Consider the following 17,277-nt stretch of genomic DNA (forward strand, 5'->3'; position numbering starts at 1 on the left):
CTTCGGCGGCTGCGGGGATCCTGGTGGTGGTGGCTTCAGCTGGATTCGGCGGCTGCGGGGATCCTGGTGGTGGTGGCTTCAGCTGGATTCGGCGGCTGCGGGGATCCTGGTGGTGGTGGCTTCAGCTGGATTCGGCGGCCGCGGGTACCCCGGTGGCGGGGGCGGCGATGCGGGTGATGGTGCGGCGGCGTTCCGTGATGAAGTAGGCGGCGCTCAGGGCGTACCCGAAAGCAAGCAGGAGTCCGACGGCTCGGACCGGCAGGGGGACGACGGCCAGGATCGTGCCGACCAGCGCGACCACCGCCCAGGCTGCCAGCAGGACGGCGTTGATCGTGTCCGGGGTCGTCCAGCTCACGGTGTGCCGGCGTGCCTGGCGCTGGATCTCGGTCAGGAGGGCGTGGCCGAGCCCGGTGGCGAGCATGCCGAGCAGGAGGGTGGCGAAGATCGAGTGAGCGCCGCCGGCGACGGCTGTGATCGCGGTGCCGCCGACGAGCACGGCGAGGCCGCTGACGGTGCCGATCCGTGCGCCGCGTCTCTCCCTCACACCCCCTGACGGTCGGCAAGATCGCGCGATGGCTGAGCCGGATGGCGGTTTCACGATCGTTGCGTTGCGGCGGTGTGGCTCATGGTGCTGGTGTTCGTTGGTGCGTCCGCTCTCGGCGCTTGGTGATCTCGACTGTTTTGTCGGTGCGGGCCCGGTCGGCTCTACGGCTCGCCCGGGGCGATGTGACGCCGACTCGGCGTCCGAGGTCGCAGCCGCCGCACCTCGCAAATCTCATCGGGCGCTGGCTGTCCGCGCCGTTGGCTGAGGTGCTTGGTCCTCCCGATGCCCGCTGCGGGTGATGTGGCTGCTGGGATTGTCGGCGTGGCTGTTCGCCGCATTGGCGGGAGTACTCGGTCGTTCTTGGCGCTCGTTGTGGGGATGGTGCTGTGCTCGTTTCCTCGGCGTGGGCTAGTCGTTTCTGCTGGCGCGCCTGGGTCACATCCCGGCGGCGGGTGAATCGCTTCACCGTGGCCAGGCTCGTTGGCGGCGAGGGCCGCAATCGGCAGCCGCGCACCGGTCGCGTCCACGGGGGCGGTCGGTCGTCGCCGTTGAGCCGGCGGACTGAGGGCGTCGGGCTCGCGAGTGGTTCGAATGGTCAGGTCGCGGGCATCGGGAGAGGATGACGGGCGTGATCGGATCTCTGAAGCTCGAACCCGCGATCTCTCGGCCGGACCTGCTCGCCCCACCCGTGGCGGCGGCGCTCGAGGGATGGTCCGCGGAGGCGCCCATCGACGGGGACCAGGTGCTGGTCGCGCCGATCGATGCGGAACTGGCGGATACCGCTGCGTTCTGCGAGGCGTACGGGGTGGGGCTCGAGGAGTCCGCCAACTGTGTCATCGTGGCGGGCCGGCGCGGCGAGGTGATCCGCTATGCGGCGTGTGTCGTGCTGGCTACGACCAGGGCCGACGTGAACGGGATCGTGCGCCGGCAACTGGACGCTCGTAAGGCCAGCTTCGCGCCGATGGATGACGCGGTGCGATTGACCGGCATGGAGTACGGCGGGATCACCCCGATCGGGCTGCCGAGGGACTGGCCGGTGCTGGTCGATGCCCGGGTGGTCGCTATGCCCCACGTGATCGTCGGTTCGGGAGTGCGGCACAGCAAGATCGCTATTGCCGGGCCGGCGTTGGGGGCGTTGCCCGGTGCGGAGGTGCTGGAAGGGCTGGCGCGGGAGATCTAGTCGATCCCGAGGGTGTTAATCACTGGACGGCGCAGTGCAGGACTGATTCCCTCGCCTGGTGAAGATTCGGGCGATGCGCGTCGATGATCTAGAGGTCGTCCGGCAGATCGAGGTACGCGCCGGGGCGCTCTTCCATGACGTCGGCATGTCGGACATCGCGGCGCATCCGGTGCCGCCGGCCGAGGTGCTGGCGCGGTTCGTGCGCGCGGGCCGGAGTTGGGTCGCCGTCGAGGACGCGGATGTGCCCGTCGCCTTCGTGCTGGTCGAGCTGGTCGACGGGCTCGCGCACATCGAGCAGGTCAGTGTCGACCCTCCGTACGCTCGGCATGGTCTTGGTCGTGCGCTGATCGACCACGTCGGTCGTTGGGCGGCCGACCGTGACCTGCCGGCCCTGACCCTGACGACGTTTCGGGATGTGCCGTGGAACGGGCCCTACTACTCGCGGCTGGGCTTCGTCGAGCTGACGGCCGAGGCGCGGGGGCCGGAGCTGGCACGGCTGATGGACAAGGAAGCCGAGCACGGGTTGGACCCGGTGGAGCGGATCGCCATGTGTCGACCCGTGTGACGGATCTCGTTTCGTCGATGTTGTTTCACGTGGAACGTTATCGAGTGGCGTCGACGGCTCCCCTGCGGGCGATCTCCTCCAGCGCCGACTGAAGAACTGACGCCTCCTGGGCGCCCTGCACCACGTACTTCCGGTCGATCACGAACGTCGGCACGCTCGTGATGCCGAGCTCGCGCGCTTCCGCCAGGTCGGCGTTGACCGCATCGGTGCCGGCCGGAGATGCCAGGTAGGCGAGCGCGGCCTGCTCATCGAGCCCGATGGACCCCGCCAGTCGAGCGAGGGTCGCATGCGAGCCGATGTCCTCACCCTCGGCGAAGTGTGCCCGCTGCACCGCCTCGATCATCATCAGCTGCAGATCCTGGCCGGCGGCCCAGGCGATGAGCCGATGCGCGTCGAACGTGTTGGCGTTGATGGCGCGCTCGAACTCGAGGGTCAGCCCGTCGCCGGCGGCTACGGCGGTGACGTGCGCAAACATCTCCTCGGCGCGCTGGACGCCCCCGAACTTGTCGGCGAGCCACTGCTTCAGGGGTGTCGGCTCCGGGACCGGCGACGGATCCAGTTGGTACGCGCGGAAGGTAACGGTCACGTCGCCCCCGAAGCCCCGCATTGCCTCTTCGAGCCGGTGCTTGCCGAGGTAGCACCAGGGGCAGATGACGTCGGACCAGACTTCGATGTTCACGCGCGGGTGTCCTCCTGTTCGCGGATCTGGCTCTGTTCGCGGATCTGGCGCTTGAGTCTGGCCAGAATCGCCGTTCCGCCGCGGATGCGCAGCGGGCTGATCGCCGTGGCTAGACCCATCCGGCTGTAGAGATCGTCTGGTACCGCCAGGATCTCCGAGGCGGAGGCCCCTTCGAGGCCTTCCGCGAGGATGCCAGCGAAAGCCCGCGTCGTCGGCGCCTCGGGCGGGCAGTCGAACCACGCCTTCACGGTGTCGTCCGGCTGCATCTCGGCACGCAGGAAGAACGAAGTCTGACACTCCGGAACCTGTTCCATGCCGTCGTGTGCCTTGAGCGCCTCGGGCAGGGGCGGCACCGCGTCGGAGAACTCCAACAGCATTTCGAGCGCGACTTCACGGGGCGCGGAGGCGAACTCGCTGACGATGGCGGCCAGCTTCGGTGGCATGTCAGTCACGGTTGCGACCCTACGCGTCGCGGACCACTCCTGTCGGTTCCGTTGGATGCTCGGCGGGGGTTAAAGGGTGTGTTGATGGTGCTCATTTGCCGGCGTGAGTGGGTCGGGTCGTGATGCGGGGCGGGGTCGCCTTTGGTGGGCTGGTGTCGGGGTGGGGGTGCGTTCCGGTGGGCTGGGTGCTGGAGTGTGGGCAACCCGTGCGGGCGGCTCAACGGCGAGCCTGGGCGCAGAGTCGGCCGCACACGCTGAGCAGGCTGCGGGCGGCTCACCGTCGGAAGGCCGTCGCCGATGTTCGACACCGCCGAAGCGTGGCAGGGAGTGCCTGACGCGCTTCTCGGCCGGCGTTCCAGGGGCCGGCGTTCATGCTTGACCGGGAAGGGGCCACTCAGGCCGGCGTGGATGTGGGGAGGAGCGCCGCGTCGCTGAGGCTGATGATGCCGACCACTTTGCGGTCGGGGTCGCAGACGAGCAGCCGCCGTACTGCTCGTTCGCGCATCGCCTGGACCGCCTCCTCCACAGTGGCCGACTGCTCCACCATGATGAGTTCGAGTGACGCGATGGACGCCAAGGTTGTCGTGCGGGGTGGGAGGCCTTCCGCGATGGCCCGAACGACGATGTCGCGATCCGTGACCAGGCCGGCCATCGTCGGTCCGTTGGTGACCACCACGTCACCGATGCCTTGGTCGCGCATGACCTGTGCGGCCTCGTCGAGCGTCGTGTCGCCCGGCAAATAGACGACCTGTCTGGTCATCACATCCGCCACTGCCGTCCTGGCCATGCCGCACCTCCCCGCGCTCGGTCTCGCCCGTTACGCGGTACCCGACCGTTGGGTCGCTTACACCCGGGGCTGCGCTTGGAGCACTTGAGGCGGCGCTGATCGCCGCTCGGCTGATTCGCCGGTAGGGCGGTGTCGGTCGCTGTGCGACTGGCCCGTCAGTGTGGCCGCGCTGGTTGCTGTCCGACCGGCTTGCCGGTGTGGCGGTGTGGCGGTGTGGCGGTGTGGCCGCGCTGGTTGCTGTCCGACTGGCTTGCCGGTGTGGCCGCGCTGGTCGCTGCTCGTCCGGCTTGCCGGCCTGGCGGAAAGGCGCCCGCCGGGCGTCGTGCTCCGGGGGAGCGTGGGTGCCGTGCTCGCGGGGAGCCGGAGCGGCGTGCTCCCGGGGAGCGTGAGCGTCGTGCCACCAACAGGCGTGGGTGCCATGCTCCCCGGAAGCGAGCGGTGCCATGCTCCCCGGAAGCGAGCATCGTGCTCCCGGAGAGCGTCGGTGGCGGACGTCGATGCTGGCTACTTCTGTGAGTGGTCCGGTGCGGCGGACAGCAGCTCGCTGGTCATTTCGGTGAGGGCAACGTCGCGGCGGTCGCCCGTGCGGCGGTTGCGGAGTTCGGCGTACCCGTCGGGGAGACGGCGGCCGACCACGACGCAGCGGGGGATGCCGATCAGCTCGGCGTCGGTGAATTTCACGCCGGCCGAGATGTTTCGTCGATCGTCGACCAGCACCCGTAGGCCGGCTGCGGCGAGCTCGGTCGCGAGTGTGAGGGCTGCCTCGATCTGGCCGTCCTTGCCCGCGCCGATGACGTGGACGTCTGCCGGTGCCACCTCGTCGGGCCAGACGAGTCCGTGTTCGTCGTGGTGTTGTTCGGCGATTGCGGCGACGGCGCGGGACACGCCGATGCCGTAGCAGCCCATGGTGGGGCGCACCGGTTTGCCGTCGGCGCCGAGCACGTCGACCTGGAACACGTCGGTGTAGCGGCGGCCGAGTTGGAAGATGTGCGCGATCTCGATGCCTCGGCGCATGGTGAGCTCGCCGTCGCCGCAGTGGGGGCACGGGTCGCCGGGACGGACCTCGGCCGCCTCGATGGTGCCGTCTGGGGTGAAGTCGCGGCCGGCGACGACCGAGGTGGCGTGGCGGCCGGGCTCGTTGGCGCCGGTCAGCCAGGAGGTGCCGGGCGCGACTCGGGGATCGGCGAGGTAACGCGCCTTGATGCCCTGCGGGCCGATGTATCCGCGGACCAGTTCGGGACGCGATGCGAAGTCGTCGAACATGGTGGCGGTGGCGGGGCTCAGTGCCGCGTCCAACCGCTTGAGGTCGACCTCGCGGTCGCCGGGGACGCCGATCACGAGGATCTCGTCCTCTTTGCCGGGGTGGTGGACCGTGACCACGACGTTCTTGAGCGTGTCGGCAGCGGTCCAGTCTGTGCGGCCGTCAAGCGCGCGGGCGTTGGCGAGGTCGACGAGAGCGGCGATCGTGGGTGTATCGGGAGTGTCATGCACGGTCAGCGGGGCGTGCTCGCGGTCGGTGGCGGGCGGCGCCGGGGTGAACACGGCCTCGGTGTTGGCCGCATAGTCACATGTGGTGCAGCCGACGAACGTGTCCTCGCCAACCTCCGCAGAGGCCAGGAACTCCTCCGAGGCCGAGCCGCCCATGGCGCCCGACATGGCGGACACGATGGTGTGCTCCAGCCCGAGGCGTTCGAAAATGCGCTGGTAGGCGGCGCGATGCCTCCCGTACGCCTCGATCAGTCCCTGCTCTGAGAGGTCGAACGAGTAGGAGTCCTTCATCAGGAACTCGCGCCCCCGCAGCAGACCGGCTCGCGGGCGCGCCTCGTCGCGGAATTTCGTCTGCACCTGGAAGAGGGTCAGCGGATAGTCGCGGTAGGAGCTGGTCATGTCCTGCACGAGCAGCGTGAACATCTCTTCGTGCGTGGGCGCGAGCAGGTGGTCGGCTCCACGGCGGTCCTTGAGTGTGAAGATGCCGTCGCCGTATTCCGTCCAGCGGCCGCTGAGGTCATAGGCCTCTCGCGGCAGAAGTGACGGAAAGCTGACCTCCTGGCCGCCGATGGCGGTCATTTCCTCGCGCATGATCCGCGTCACCTGGTCGAGCACCAGCTTGCCAAGCGGCAGCCACGTGAATCCGCCCGGTGCCGCGCGACGGATGTAGCCGGCACGCAGGAGGAGCCGATGGCTCGGCACCTCCGCCTCGACCGGCTCCTCGCGCAGGGTCCTGAGCAGCATCGTGGACATTCGCAGGATCATGTTCGAAAGCTTAGAGAGGTGCTCCGACAGGAACATCCGGTTATCCACAGGCGCATCGATGTCGCCATCGTCACGTCCCATCGAAGGCCTTGCAGTGGAAAACTCGGCTTGATCGGGCAGGAGCAGGCGTTCAGGAGGTGCCATGACCTGGAAGAATTTTGTCGCATTGGGAGACAGCTTCACCGAGGGCATGGATGACAGCTACCCCGACGGCACCTATCGCGGGTGGGCCGACCTGGTGGCCACGCGCCTGGCCGTCGACGCCGGCCCCGACTTCGGGTACGCAAACCTCGCCGTGCGCGGCAAGCTCCTCGACCAGATCATCGGTGAGCAGGTCGAGCCCGCCCTCGCGATGCGACCGAGCCTCGTCAGCCTCGCCGCCGGCGGCAACGACGTGCTGCGTCGCAAGGTGGAGCCATCCGCCCTGGTCGAGAAGATCGACTCCACGGTCGGTCGCTTGCGAGGCGCCGGAGCCGACGTGATCCTCTTCCGGTTCGCCGACGTCACCGCGGTTCTGCCCGGTCAGCGCATCGTCGGTCCCCGCGCCGCCGTGCTCAACGACGGCGTCAGCCAGGTCGCCGAGCGTCACGGCGCCTTCCTGATCGATCTGTACGCCGACAAGACGTTCCACAACCCGTTGCTGTGGAGCGTCGATCGCCTGCACCTGTCGGCCGCCGGGCACCGCCGCGTCGCCGGACACGTGCTGAATGCGCTGGGCGTCGGCGTCGAAGAGGAATGGCTGCTCGTGCCGCCGATGCCGGCGCCCACCCCGTGGCTCCTGGCGCGCGGCGCCGACCTGCGCTGGGCCGGGCAGCACCTCGCTCCCTGGATCAAGCGGCGTCTGGCCGGCGCGTCGTCCGGCGATGCCGTCACGGCGAAGCGTCCCGAGCTCACCCCCGTCGAAGCGATAGCGTGAACGCCATGTCCGTTGCGAACGATCCGGCGTCGTCTCTGCAGGCGTACGCCCACCCCGACAAGCTGGTCACCACCGAGTGGCTCGCCGCCCATCTCGACCACCCCGGCCTGGTGATCGTCGAGTCGGATGAGGACGTGCTGCTCTACGACACCGGGCACATTCCGGGCGCGGTGAAGGTCGACTGGCACCTCGAGCTGAACGACCAGCTGACCCGCGACTACCTCGACCCGGCGGCCTTCGCGGCGCTCTGCGAGGCCAAGGGCATCGGCCGGGACGACACGGTCGTGTTCTACGGCGACAACTTCAACTGGTGGGCGGCGTACGCGCTCTGGGTCTTCAGCCTCTTCGGGCACCGAGACGTTCGCCTACTGGACGGCGGTCGGCAGAAGTGGGTGGCTGAGGGCCGCGAAGTGACCCGGGAGAAGACGGTACGCCCACCAGCGACGTACCCGGTGCCTATCCGTGAGGATGGTCCGATCCGCGCGTTCCGTGACCAGGTCATGGGGCACGTCTCGAGCGGCCGCCCCCTGGTCGACGTTCGGTCCCCCCAGGAATACACCGGCGAGTTGACCCACATGGAGGCGTACCCACAGGAGGGGGCGCTGCGCGGCGGTCACATTCCGGGCGCCGTCAGCAAGCCGTGGAAGTCGGCGGCCAACGAGGACGGCACGTTCAAGCCCGCCGACGAGCTTGCCAAGATCTACCACGACGAGCTGGGCCTCGAGAGCAGCGACGACATCATCGCGTACTGCCGGATCGGTGAGCGGTCCAGCCATACCTGGTTTGTGCTGCGCCATCTGCTCGGCTATCCGCAGGTCCGCAACTACGACGGTTCGTGGACCGAATGGGGCAACCTGGTGCGTGCCCCGATCGCCAAGGGATCGGAGCCTGGCGGGCTCGCCTGACCTCCCGATCCGAGCGGCGCCCGCAGCTGGTTGCATCGACCGTGTGAGGCGACGCCGTGCGGTCAGGTCGGACGACGTGGCCGCACGGTTTTGTGGGGGCGTGGCGTAGCTGGTTGCCGCCCGCAGTCCACTAGCGGGCGGCGATCCTGCCTGAAAAGAGCGACCTGCCTGGCGGGACGACCGCCTGGCTGGGGGGCGGTGAACGCCCCGCGTGGGGAGCGGTGACCTGCCTGGCGGGCGGTGAGCGGCCCACCTGGCGAACGGGGGACCGCGCCTGGCGGGGCGGCCCCTTGGTTGGGCGACTATTTCGCCCGGCAAGTGGCTGGCTGTGCTGAGCGGGGCCAAGCGATCGTGCTCGGTGGGCGGTGGCCGCGCCCAGTGAGGCGGTGACCGTGCACTGGTCGGGCAAGTGATCGCGGTGTTGCGGCGGCGGTCTAGATTGCGGCGGTATGGGTGCGGCGTGGCGGGATCATGGGAGCACGATCGTCGCTGCCCTCCTGCTCCTACCCGCTCTGAGCTTTGCCGCATACCGCTGGCGGTGCCGCCGTCTTCCACGGCGGCTTGCGGTGGCGGAGGTGGGGCTGTTCGCCGGTTCGCTGCCGTGGGCGGTCATGCTCTTCACACCGCAACCCGCGGGGCGGTCGATAGATCTCGTCCCGCTGCACGACCTTCCCTCTTGGCTGGCCGGTGACCTCGGGACGGCGGCCGCGCAAGTTGTCGGCAACCTACTCGTCCTTGCCGCTTTCGGATTCTTCCTGCCGATGCGATTCGCCGCCATGGCGTCGTTTGCCCGGATCCTTGCCGCTGCCGTGGCGACCTCCGTCGGCATCGAATCGCTGCAATGGCTGCTTGCCATCGGCCGGGTGTCGAGCGTCGACGACGTGCTCGTCAACACGCTTGGAGCAGTGTTGGCCGCGGCGGTGTCCCGGCGGTGGTGGGTGGCGTCAGCGCAGGAGTTGCCGCGCGCCGGCCCGACGTCACCATCCGTCCGCGAGCCACGAGCCACGAGCGGTGCCGGGGTAGGCGGGCGGTTTCGGGTTAGCGGAAGCGATCAGGGCGTCAGCCGCAGCCACGAGCACCTGTGCGATGACGAACACTGACCGGGCGCGGATCGCAGGACGAAGGCACTCAACCGACGCGTGTGTCCGGCACCCTAACGCTGTGTTCCTCAGCACAAACAGTGTTTCCCCACCCAAACGCCATCTGGTCGGGCGGTACCTGGCGGGCGGCCCATCCCACCGGTAGTTGTGCCGAAACCGCGCCCTCAACGCGGATTCATCGATGATGATCCACTCCTGGACGACCCACCACGGGCGGAATTGCCTGAACGGCCGTTAAGGGGGTCGCTTGACAGCGGGTTAGAGTTGCGAGGTGACGGTAGATCAGCAGCAGCGTCCCGGACCGCCGGCGCCGCGTCGGCGTTCTCGGCGGGACGAGATCCTCGAGATTGCGGTCGGGCTGTTCGCTTCCCGCGGATATCACGGGGTGTCGATGGATGACATCGGCTCGGCCGCAGGTGTCACCGGCCCGGCGCTCTACCACCACTTTGCCGGCAAGGAGGCCATGCTGGTGGCCGCCCTCATTCCGGTGAGCGAGAGCCTCCTGCATGGCGGCAAGGATCGGGTCGCCCGGCATCCCGAGGACGCGCGGGCGGCGCTCGCCGATCTGATCGAGTTCCATGTCGAGTTCGCGTTGGCGCATCCCGCGGTGATCGCCCTGCACCTGCATGAGCTTGACCGGCTGCCCGAGGAGCCGCGCCGGCAGATTCGCCGCCTCCAGCGCCTCTATGTCGAGGAGTGGGTGGCGGTGTTGGCCACGCTGCGTCCCGAGCTTGATGCGGGTGAGGCGCGTGTGCTCGCCCACTCCGCCTTCGGCCTCATGAACTCGACCCCGTTCCTCGGCGGCGAGGTGGACCGGCGCCGGCGGGCCGCTCTTCTCCGCGAAGCCACCGTTCACGCCCTGATCGGCCGCTGAGCATGCCAGCCCGGGCGGTGGCACCCATGCCTGTCCGCGCGAAGCGATCCATCTCAGCCCGGGCGGTGGCAGCCATGCCTGTCCGGCTGCCGGACTCCTCGAGGACACCGCGGGCGGGATCGTGCCGGTGGATGAAGCGACGGGTGGAGAAGTCCCCGCCAGTCCGAGTGGAGCAATCCACGGCGACCCGAGCGGACACGACCGGCCCGGACGGAACCCCGGATGGAGCGACGACCCTCCCGCACCCCCATCCCACGGCGCAAACTCCAAGAGCGTAGAAACCCAAAGGCCGAAGCAAGCCGAACCGGCCACCACCCCGCAGCATCGCAACCCATCAGCTAGAGACCCAAGAGAAAGAGCGAAATGATCGAGTCGCTGCTCATCGCCAACCGGGGCGAGATCGCCCGCCGGATCATCCGTACCGCCAAGCGGCTGGGGATCCGGTCGATCGCGGTCTACTCCGAGGCGGACGCGGGCATGCCGTTCGTCACCGAGGCGGACGAGGCGGTGTGTGTGGGACCGGCGAATCCGGCCCAGAGCTACCGCAACACCGAGGCCATTCTCGCCGCCGCCAAGTCGACCGGTGCGCAGGCTATCCACCCCGGCTACGGCTTTCTGAGTGAGAACGCCGACTTCGCCCGTACCGTCGAAGCTCATGGTTTGGTGTGGGTCGGGCCTTCCGCGGACGCGATCGTCGCCATGGGCGACAAGATCAATGCCCGGAACCTGATGGCGGCGGCCGGGGTGCCGGTCGCGCCCGGTACGCAGGACCCGGCGGCTTCCGTGGAGGCGGCGATCGAGGCCGCGACCTCGATCGGCTACCCGGTGATGGTCAAGGCTGCCGCGGGTGGTGGCGGCATGGGCATGGCCGTCGCGAACGACGAGGCCGGCCTGCGCACCGAGTATGACAAGGTCCGCGGGTTCGCCGAGCGCATGTTCGGTGACGGCTCCGTGCTTATCGAGCGCTACTTCCCGCGGGTACGCCACGTCGAGGTGCAGATCCTGGGTCTGGCGGATGGCCGCGTGATCGCCCTCAGCGAGCGTGAGTGCTCGGTGCAGCGCCGCAACCAGAAGCTGGTCGAGGAGGCGCCGAGCCCGGCGGTCAGCCCCGAGCTGCGCGCGCGTTTCCTCGAGGCGGCGGTGAAGGCCGGTGAGGCCGTGAACTACCGCAACGCCGGCACCGTCGAGTGCCTGCTCGATCCCGCGACCGGTGAGTTCTTCTTCCTGGAGATGAACACGCGCCTGCAGGTCGAGCACCCGATCACCGAGCTGATCCACGGCATCGACCTGGTGGAGCAGCAGCTGCGGATCGCCTCCGGTGAGGCGCCCTCGTTCGACGTCGACGCGACGGTGACGAGTGGTCACGCGATCGAGCTGCGGGTGAACGCCGAGGATCCCAAGCGGTTCCTTCCGGGTCCTGGCAAGGTCAGCACCTGGGTCGAGCCGGTCGGCGAGGGCGTTCGGGTGGACTCGGGTTACGCACCCGACACCACCGTCACGCCCTTCTATGACTCGCTGATGGCGAAGCTGATCGTTTTCGGCACCGACCGGGCGGACGCGATCGCCAAGGCGCGAACCGCGGTGGCCGGTTTCGAGATCGTCGGACCCAAGAACAACCTGCCGTTCTTCGCCGAGCTGCTCGAGAACGACGAGTTCCTCTCCGGCGACTACGACACCGGCATCGTCGGCCGCATGCGCTGAGCCGGCCGACGAAAGCCGAGCCGGCCGGCGAGACGGAAGAGCAAGAAAGAACGAGGTGGAGAGCATGACGACGGCGGTCTCGATCCGGGAAGTGGCTCCGCGCGACGGACTCCAGAACGAGGAGCCCATCCCGACCGACGACAAGGTGCGTCTGATCGACGCCCTCTCCCGGACGGGTGTCAAGCGGATCGAGGCCGTCTCGTTCGTCCATCCCAAGGCCATTCCGCAGATGGCCGACGCCGACGAGGTGTGGGCGCGGGCCTGGCACAACCCGGACATCCGCTATTCCGCGCTCATCCCCAACACCCGCGGCGCCGAGCGGGCGATCAAGGCTGGTTTCCGGGAGATCGAGGTCGTGGTCTCCGCCAGCGACACGCACAACCGCCGCAATCTGAACCGGTCGACCGAGGAGTCGCTCGACGACATCGCCGGGCTCATCCCGCTCGTCCATGAGGCCGGGGCGACGCTCGAGGTCATTGTCGCGACGAGCTTCGGCTGTCCGTTCGAGGGGGATATCGACCCCGATCGGGTTGCGGCGATGGTCGAACGGGTCCGCGCCGACGGCGCGGATCGCGTCGCGTTCGGCGACACCACCGGCATGGCGACTCCGCGCCGGGTCCGTGACCTGCTTTCCGCCGTACGGCCGGAGCTCCTTCACTTCCACAACACCAGGGGCACGGGGCTGGCGAACGTCCTGACCGCTCTGGAGCTCGGCGTGACCGAGTTCGATGCGAGCGTCGGCGGGATCGGGGGGTGTCCATATGCGCCCGGCGCCTCCGGAAACATCGCGACCGAGGAGGTCGTGCACATGCTCGAGGACATGGGCATCGCCACAGGTATCGACCTGGAGTCGCTGATCGGCGTGGCTGAGCTGGCGGAAGGTCTGCTTGGTCGCACACTCCCGTCGGGTGTTCTTCGGGCCGGTCCGCGTACCAGATTGGTCTGATCACCGGTCGTATTCTGAGGAAATCCGCCGGAAAACGTCCGATCGATTTTCTCCATTCGTCCGCGTGACCCTGACTGTGTCGCTTCGTTACCAATACCGAGTGGCCGATCAATCGGCCGCCGGTCACGAGTCGACGACGAGGGGCGGGACCAATGACGGGGTGGAGGGTCGAGCGCAAGCCGCGCCCGGCATGCCGTCCGTCGGCCGTCTTGTCCACCGGCCCCGCGCTCATGCCGCCCCACAGCCAGGGGGCGGAGCGGCGACGGGGGTGCCGGTCCGGATCCCGATGGGGTCTGCGCGCACTGGTCGTCGGCGGTCTCGCCGGCGCGGCATGGCTGCTTTCCGGAGCCGCCGCCCACGCCGCCGACCATGACCCGGCGTCCGATGTGCTCTCGACCGGTTCGTCGCTGCTCGGTGCCGTGGTTCACGGCGTTGGAGCGGACGGGCCGGCAGTCGACCGGGTCCTGAAGACGGCCGCGAAGCCGTTGGAATCCGGCGGCGACCGCACCGGAGCTCATTCCGGTGGGCTGCTCACGCAGCCGGCGCGAGACCTCGGCGTGGTGACCACAATCCCGGCGATTGTGCGTACGGTCGGCGAAGTTGCGCAGGTCAGCAAGGACACGGGCGCCGCCCTGGGCGGAGTTGACCGTGTCGTCCGGGGCATCACCGCCCCAGTTCGCCTCACCGGCGAGGCGGTGGACACCGGTCCACTCGCCCCTGTGACCGCTCCGGTGACCGTTCTGCTGCGTGACGTGGCAGAGCCGGAGCCGGCGGCATCGCAGCGGGACCGTCCGGAGCCGGACGCGGGCGCCACGAAGCCCGACACCGTGCTCACGGATCCGGTCGTCACGGCACCGGCAGCCGGCAGGCCCGGCGCGGACGTGGCAATGGGCGAGAAGAAATCCACACCGGTTCTGGTGTGGCACAAGGTGGGAAAGACCGTCGCGGCCGGTGTGCCGGAGACGGTCCGCGAAACACCCGATGGTGATGGACCCGCGCCGCTGCGGGTTGACCTCGGGGCAGCGAAGGGGTTCCCGGCCCCCGGATCGGGAACAGCGACGGACGGTGGTCCCTCTGCGGCCGTCCTTCCGTCAGCGGTCGCGGACAGCACGACGGCTTGCCGCCGGCTGCCCATCGCGACCGATGTCGAGGTCCGGCGCCACGACGCCGAGGCACCGACCGTCTCACCTGACTAGTGGCGGCACGCCGGGGCGCATAAGCGCCCGAAGGCGATGAGGCCCGATTCCTGGAACCGTTTGCGAACAAGCGGCGAATCATCACCAGGCCCGGGCCGTCACACACACCGCGAGCGAAAGCGCCGGTACGCAATGGGCGCACGTCGACGAGCGGGGTCAGGGCAGCCGATAAATAGCCAGGGCACCGCTGCGCCCGGAAGCACCATTCAACTGAATACGCGACTCACCATTTCTGACCATTTTCGAAAGGCATCTTCTTTCCATGAAGACTTGGGTTCGTAAGACTCTGAGCGTCGGTGTCCTGGCCGCGGGCGCCCTGCTGCTCGCCCCGGCTGCCGCGCACGCCGACCAGAGCACGTCCGGCAACGTCGGCATCGCCAACGGCACGCAGGTGCTGACCAAGGTGGCCGTGCCGCTGAACGTCGTGGGCAACTCGATCGGCGTCGCCGGCGAGTCGAACGCCGCGGGCCAGGGCATCAACTGGGTCGAGAGCGGCAAGCACGGCAAGGGTGGCAAGTACTCCCAGAACAGCCACGGCAACGTCGGTGTGCTGAACGGTACGCAGATCCTCGTCCCGGTCACCGTGCCGGTGAACATCGTGGGCAACGCGGTCTCCGTCCTGGGTGTGGCGAACGCGGCCGGCTCCGGCGTCAACAAGACCGAGAGCGGCAAGACCGAGGGCACCAAGGTCGACCAGAACTCGTCCGGCAACGTGGGCGTGCTCAACGGCACCCAGGTCGCCGCGCCGATCGACGTGCCGATCAACGTCTGCGGCAACTCGCTGTCGATCCTGGGCCTGGCCAACTCGCAGGCCGCCTGCATGAACGGTGGACGGCGCACCGAGGGCGTCCGGCAGGACACCTCCGGCAACGTCGGCATCGCCAACGGCACGCAGATCGCGCTGCCGGTGCACGTGCCGATCAATGTGACCGGCAACGCGCTCAGCGTCCTCGGTCTGGCGAACGCGGCCGGCGCCTCGCAGAACGAGTCGGGCCACCAGGGCGGCGGCATCAAGCAGGACAGCAACGGCAACGTCGGCATCCTGAACGGCACCCAGATCGCGGCGCCGATCACCGTCCCGATCAACGTCTGCGGCAACGCGCTCGCCGTGCTCGGCGTGGCCGACGCCGCGGCGGCGTGCTCGAACGGTGACGGCGGCAACGGCCACCACCACGACGGCGACGACAACGACGGTGACGGCGGCAACGACGGCGACAACGACGGTGACGGCGACGGCGGCTACCCCGGCGACGACGATGACGTCGCGGGCGACGGCGGCTCGATGGGTGACGACGACGACGCGGCCTACGGCGACGCTCCGCGCAAGGGCCACAAGGGCGCGGGTCACACCGAGGCCACCGCGGTCGACGGTCTCACCCAGAGCCTGACCAACGCCGGTGGCGTCAACCTGGGCGGCCTCGAGGTTTCGAAGCTGCTCAAGTAAGACCCGGGTCGCGCCGGTCCCGGGCGTGACCCGAGCGGCGCCGCACGGCGCCGAGCAGGGAAATGAATACCGGTGCTCCTCCACAGCGCCGGCATGAATCGGACGGGAGTCCCCGCACCACGCGGGGGCTCCCGTTCGGCGTGTCTGGTCCCAGAGTCTGGAATGCGCTAGCCTAACGATCGTTCAGGAAACGTTCGAGGGGGCTACGTGGCATTCGACGAGGAAGCGCTCGCGCAGGCGCGCAAGCGGGCGGCTGCCGGCGGCGCGGAGAAGTACCACGCCGCGAATGCCGCCAAGGGCAAGTTCTTCGCCCGGGAGCGGATTGCCCTGCTCGTCGACGAGGGCTCCTTCGTCGAGGACGGGCTCTTCGCCAATAGCCTTGCCGAAGGACTGCCGGCAGACGGGGTGATCACCGGAAATGCCCGGATCGACGGGCGTGACGTGTGCATCATGGCGAACGACTCGACCGTGAAGGCGGGGTCGTGGGGCGCCCGTACGGTGGAGAAGATCATCCGCATCATCGAGCGGGCGTACGCGACCGGCGTACCCATGGTCTATCTCGTGGATTCCGCGGGCGCGCGCATCACCGACCAGGTCGACCTGTTCCCGGGCCGGCGCGGAGCCGGCAAGATCTTCCACAACCAGGTCAAGGCGTCCGGTTCGATCCCGCAGGTCTGCGCGCTCTTCGGACCGTCCGCCGCGGGCGGGGCCTACATTCCGGCCTTCTGCGACGTGGTCGCCATGGTCGAGGGCAACGCCAGCATGTACCTCGGCTCCGACCGCATGGTCGAGATGGTCACGGGGGAGAAGACGACGCTCGAGGCGATGGGCGGCGCGCGCGTGCACTGCGCCGAGTCCGGTGTCGGGCACTTCCTCTGCAAGACCGAGCAGGAGGCCCTGGAGGCCGTCCGCTCGTACCTGTCGTATCTGCCGTCGAACTACACGCAGCAGCCGCCGGCCGCGGAAGCGGGCGCACCCGCCAAAGTGGATCTCGGCGCGCTGGTTCCGGAGAGCGAGCGGCAGGCGTTCGACATGCGCCGCTACATCAAGGGCATCGTCGACAAGGACTCGTTCTTCGAGATCCAGGCGCTGTGGGCCAAGGAGCTGACGGTCGGCTTCGCCCGGCTGAACGGCGAGGTCATCGGCGTTGTCGGCAACAACTCGATGTTCAAGGGCGGCGTGCTGTTCGTCGACTCGGCCGACAAGGCGAGCCGGTTCGTGCAGCTCTGCGACGCCTTCAACGTGCCGCTGCTCTTCCTCTCCGACGTGCCCGGCTTCATGGTCGGTTCGGCCGTGGAGAAGCAGGGGATCATCCGGCACGGCGCCAAGATGATCACCGCGATCTCCGAGGCGACCGTACCCAAGATCTGCGTCGTGGTCCGCAAGGCGTACGGCGCCGGCCTGTACGCGATGGCCGGCCCCGGCTTCGAGCCGGACGCGACGCTCGCCCTGCCCACCGCCAAGATCGCGGTGATGGGCGCGGAGGCGGCCGTGAACGCCGTCTACGCCAACAAGATCGCGGCATTGCCCGAGGAGGACCGCGCCGCCTTCATCGCCGAGCGCCGCGCCGAGTACGAGCGCGACATCGACATCCTGCGGCTCGCCAGCGAGCTCGTGATCGACGACATCGTCGAGCCGGGTGACCTGCGTGGCGAACTCGTCCGGCGGTTCAGCGCCGCCCGCGGCAAGGACCGCACCTTCTCCCGTCGCCGCCACGGCGTCACCCCTGTCTAGTTCCACCGTC

The 17,277-nt window shown here is 68.8% G+C and carries 16 protein-coding genes; 11 read left to right on the top strand and 5 right to left on the bottom strand.

Going from position 1 to position 17,277, the window contains the following annotated elements; translation table 11 throughout:
- Window positions 1-121: 121 nt before the first annotated feature.
- Window positions 122-544 (bottom strand): hypothetical protein, encoded by a 423-nt coding sequence (locus AB0M36_RS19590; RefSeq protein ID WP_364159367.1) that lies wholly within the window; start codon window positions 542-544, stop codon window positions 122-124.
- 619 nt (window positions 545-1,163) lie between these two features.
- On the opposite strand from AB0M36_RS19590, the gene AB0M36_RS19595 reads away from it, so the two are divergent.
- Both AB0M36_RS19595 and AB0M36_RS19600 read left to right on the top strand, forming a co-directional pair.
- A complete protein-coding gene (locus AB0M36_RS19595; protein WP_364159369.1) occupies window positions 1,164-1,724 on the top strand; it encodes a YbaK/EbsC family protein in 561 nt (186 codons plus the stop codon).
- 73 nt (window positions 1,725-1,797) lie between these two features.
- Window positions 1,798-2,289 (top strand): GNAT family N-acetyltransferase, encoded by a 492-nt coding sequence (locus AB0M36_RS19600; protein WP_364159371.1) that lies wholly within the window; start codon window positions 1,798-1,800, stop codon window positions 2,287-2,289.
- Between the two features lie 37 nt (window positions 2,290-2,326).
- Here the strand turns inward: AB0M36_RS19600 and AB0M36_RS19605 are convergent, their stop codons facing one another.
- The 4 genes from AB0M36_RS19605 to AB0M36_RS19620 form a co-directional block, all read right to left on the bottom strand.
- Window positions 2,327-2,968: a DsbA family oxidoreductase gene (locus AB0M36_RS19605; RefSeq protein WP_364159373.1), complete on the bottom strand. Its 642-nt coding sequence runs from the start codon at window positions 2,966-2,968 to the stop codon at window positions 2,327-2,329.
- The gene (locus AB0M36_RS19610; RefSeq protein WP_364159375.1) at window positions 2,965-3,420 is read right to left on the bottom strand and encodes a SufE family protein; all 456 of its coding nucleotides are present in this window, start codon (window positions 3,418-3,420) and stop codon (window positions 2,965-2,967) included. The genes AB0M36_RS19605 and AB0M36_RS19610 overlap by 4 nt, the downstream gene beginning before the upstream one ends.
- Window positions 3,421-3,805: 385 nt before the next feature.
- Window positions 3,806-4,198, bottom strand: coding sequence for a CBS domain-containing protein (locus tag AB0M36_RS19615; RefSeq protein WP_364159377.1), 393 nt, complete (start codon window positions 4,196-4,198; stop codon window positions 3,806-3,808).
- A 504-nt stretch (window positions 4,199-4,702) separates the two neighbouring features.
- Window positions 4,703-6,451, bottom strand: coding sequence for a proline--tRNA ligase (locus tag AB0M36_RS19620; protein WP_364159379.1), 1,749 nt, complete (start codon window positions 6,449-6,451; stop codon window positions 4,703-4,705).
- 142 nt (window positions 6,452-6,593) lie between these two features.
- On the opposite strand from AB0M36_RS19620, the gene AB0M36_RS19625 reads away from it, so the two are divergent.
- From AB0M36_RS19625 to AB0M36_RS19665, 9 genes are all read left to right on the top strand, one after another.
- Window positions 6,594-7,367: an SGNH/GDSL hydrolase family protein gene (locus tag AB0M36_RS19625; RefSeq protein WP_364159381.1), complete on the top strand. Its 774-nt coding sequence runs from the start codon at window positions 6,594-6,596 to the stop codon at window positions 7,365-7,367.
- Between the two features lie 5 nt (window positions 7,368-7,372).
- On the top strand, window positions 7,373-8,272 hold the full coding sequence (locus tag AB0M36_RS19630; protein WP_364159383.1) for a sulfurtransferase: 900 nt from the start codon (window positions 7,373-7,375) through the stop codon (window positions 8,270-8,272).
- A 575-nt stretch (window positions 8,273-8,847) separates the two neighbouring features.
- Window positions 8,848-9,372, top strand: a complete 525-nt coding sequence (locus AB0M36_RS19635) for a VanZ family protein (RefSeq protein ID WP_364159385.1) — start codon at window positions 8,848-8,850, stop codon at window positions 9,370-9,372.
- A gap of 271 nt (window positions 9,373-9,643) precedes the next feature.
- Window positions 9,644-10,246, top strand: coding sequence for a TetR/AcrR family transcriptional regulator (locus AB0M36_RS19640; protein ID WP_364159387.1), 603 nt, complete (start codon window positions 9,644-9,646; stop codon window positions 10,244-10,246).
- 363 nt (window positions 10,247-10,609) lie between these two features.
- Window positions 10,610-11,947 carry a biotin carboxylase N-terminal domain-containing protein gene (locus AB0M36_RS19645; protein ID WP_364159389.1) on the top strand — a complete coding sequence of 446 codons (1,338 nt, stop codon included), beginning with the start codon at window positions 10,610-10,612 and terminating at the stop codon, window positions 11,945-11,947.
- A gap of 64 nt (window positions 11,948-12,011) precedes the next feature.
- Window positions 12,012-12,893 (top strand): hydroxymethylglutaryl-CoA lyase, encoded by an 882-nt coding sequence (locus AB0M36_RS19650; RefSeq protein WP_364159391.1) that lies wholly within the window; start codon window positions 12,012-12,014, stop codon window positions 12,891-12,893.
- Between the two features lie 152 nt (window positions 12,894-13,045).
- Window positions 13,046-14,089 carry a hypothetical protein gene (locus AB0M36_RS19655; protein WP_364159393.1) on the top strand — a complete coding sequence of 348 codons (1,044 nt, stop codon included), beginning with the start codon at window positions 13,046-13,048 and terminating at the stop codon, window positions 14,087-14,089.
- Window positions 14,090-14,351: 262 nt separating this feature from the next.
- Window positions 14,352-15,533, top strand: a complete 1,182-nt coding sequence (locus tag AB0M36_RS19660; protein ID WP_364159395.1) for a chaplin family protein — start codon at window positions 14,352-14,354, stop codon at window positions 15,531-15,533.
- A gap of 207 nt (window positions 15,534-15,740) precedes the next feature.
- Window positions 15,741-17,267, top strand: coding sequence for an acyl-CoA carboxylase subunit beta (locus AB0M36_RS19665; protein WP_364159397.1), 1,527 nt, complete (start codon window positions 15,741-15,743; stop codon window positions 17,265-17,267).
- Window positions 17,268-17,277 lie beyond the last annotated feature (10 nt).

Origin of the sequence: Actinoplanes sp. NPDC051346, from assembly GCF_040682215.1 — a bacterium.
In the GTDB taxonomy this organism is placed as follows: domain Bacteria; phylum Actinomycetota; class Actinomycetes; order Mycobacteriales; family Micromonosporaceae; genus Actinoplanes.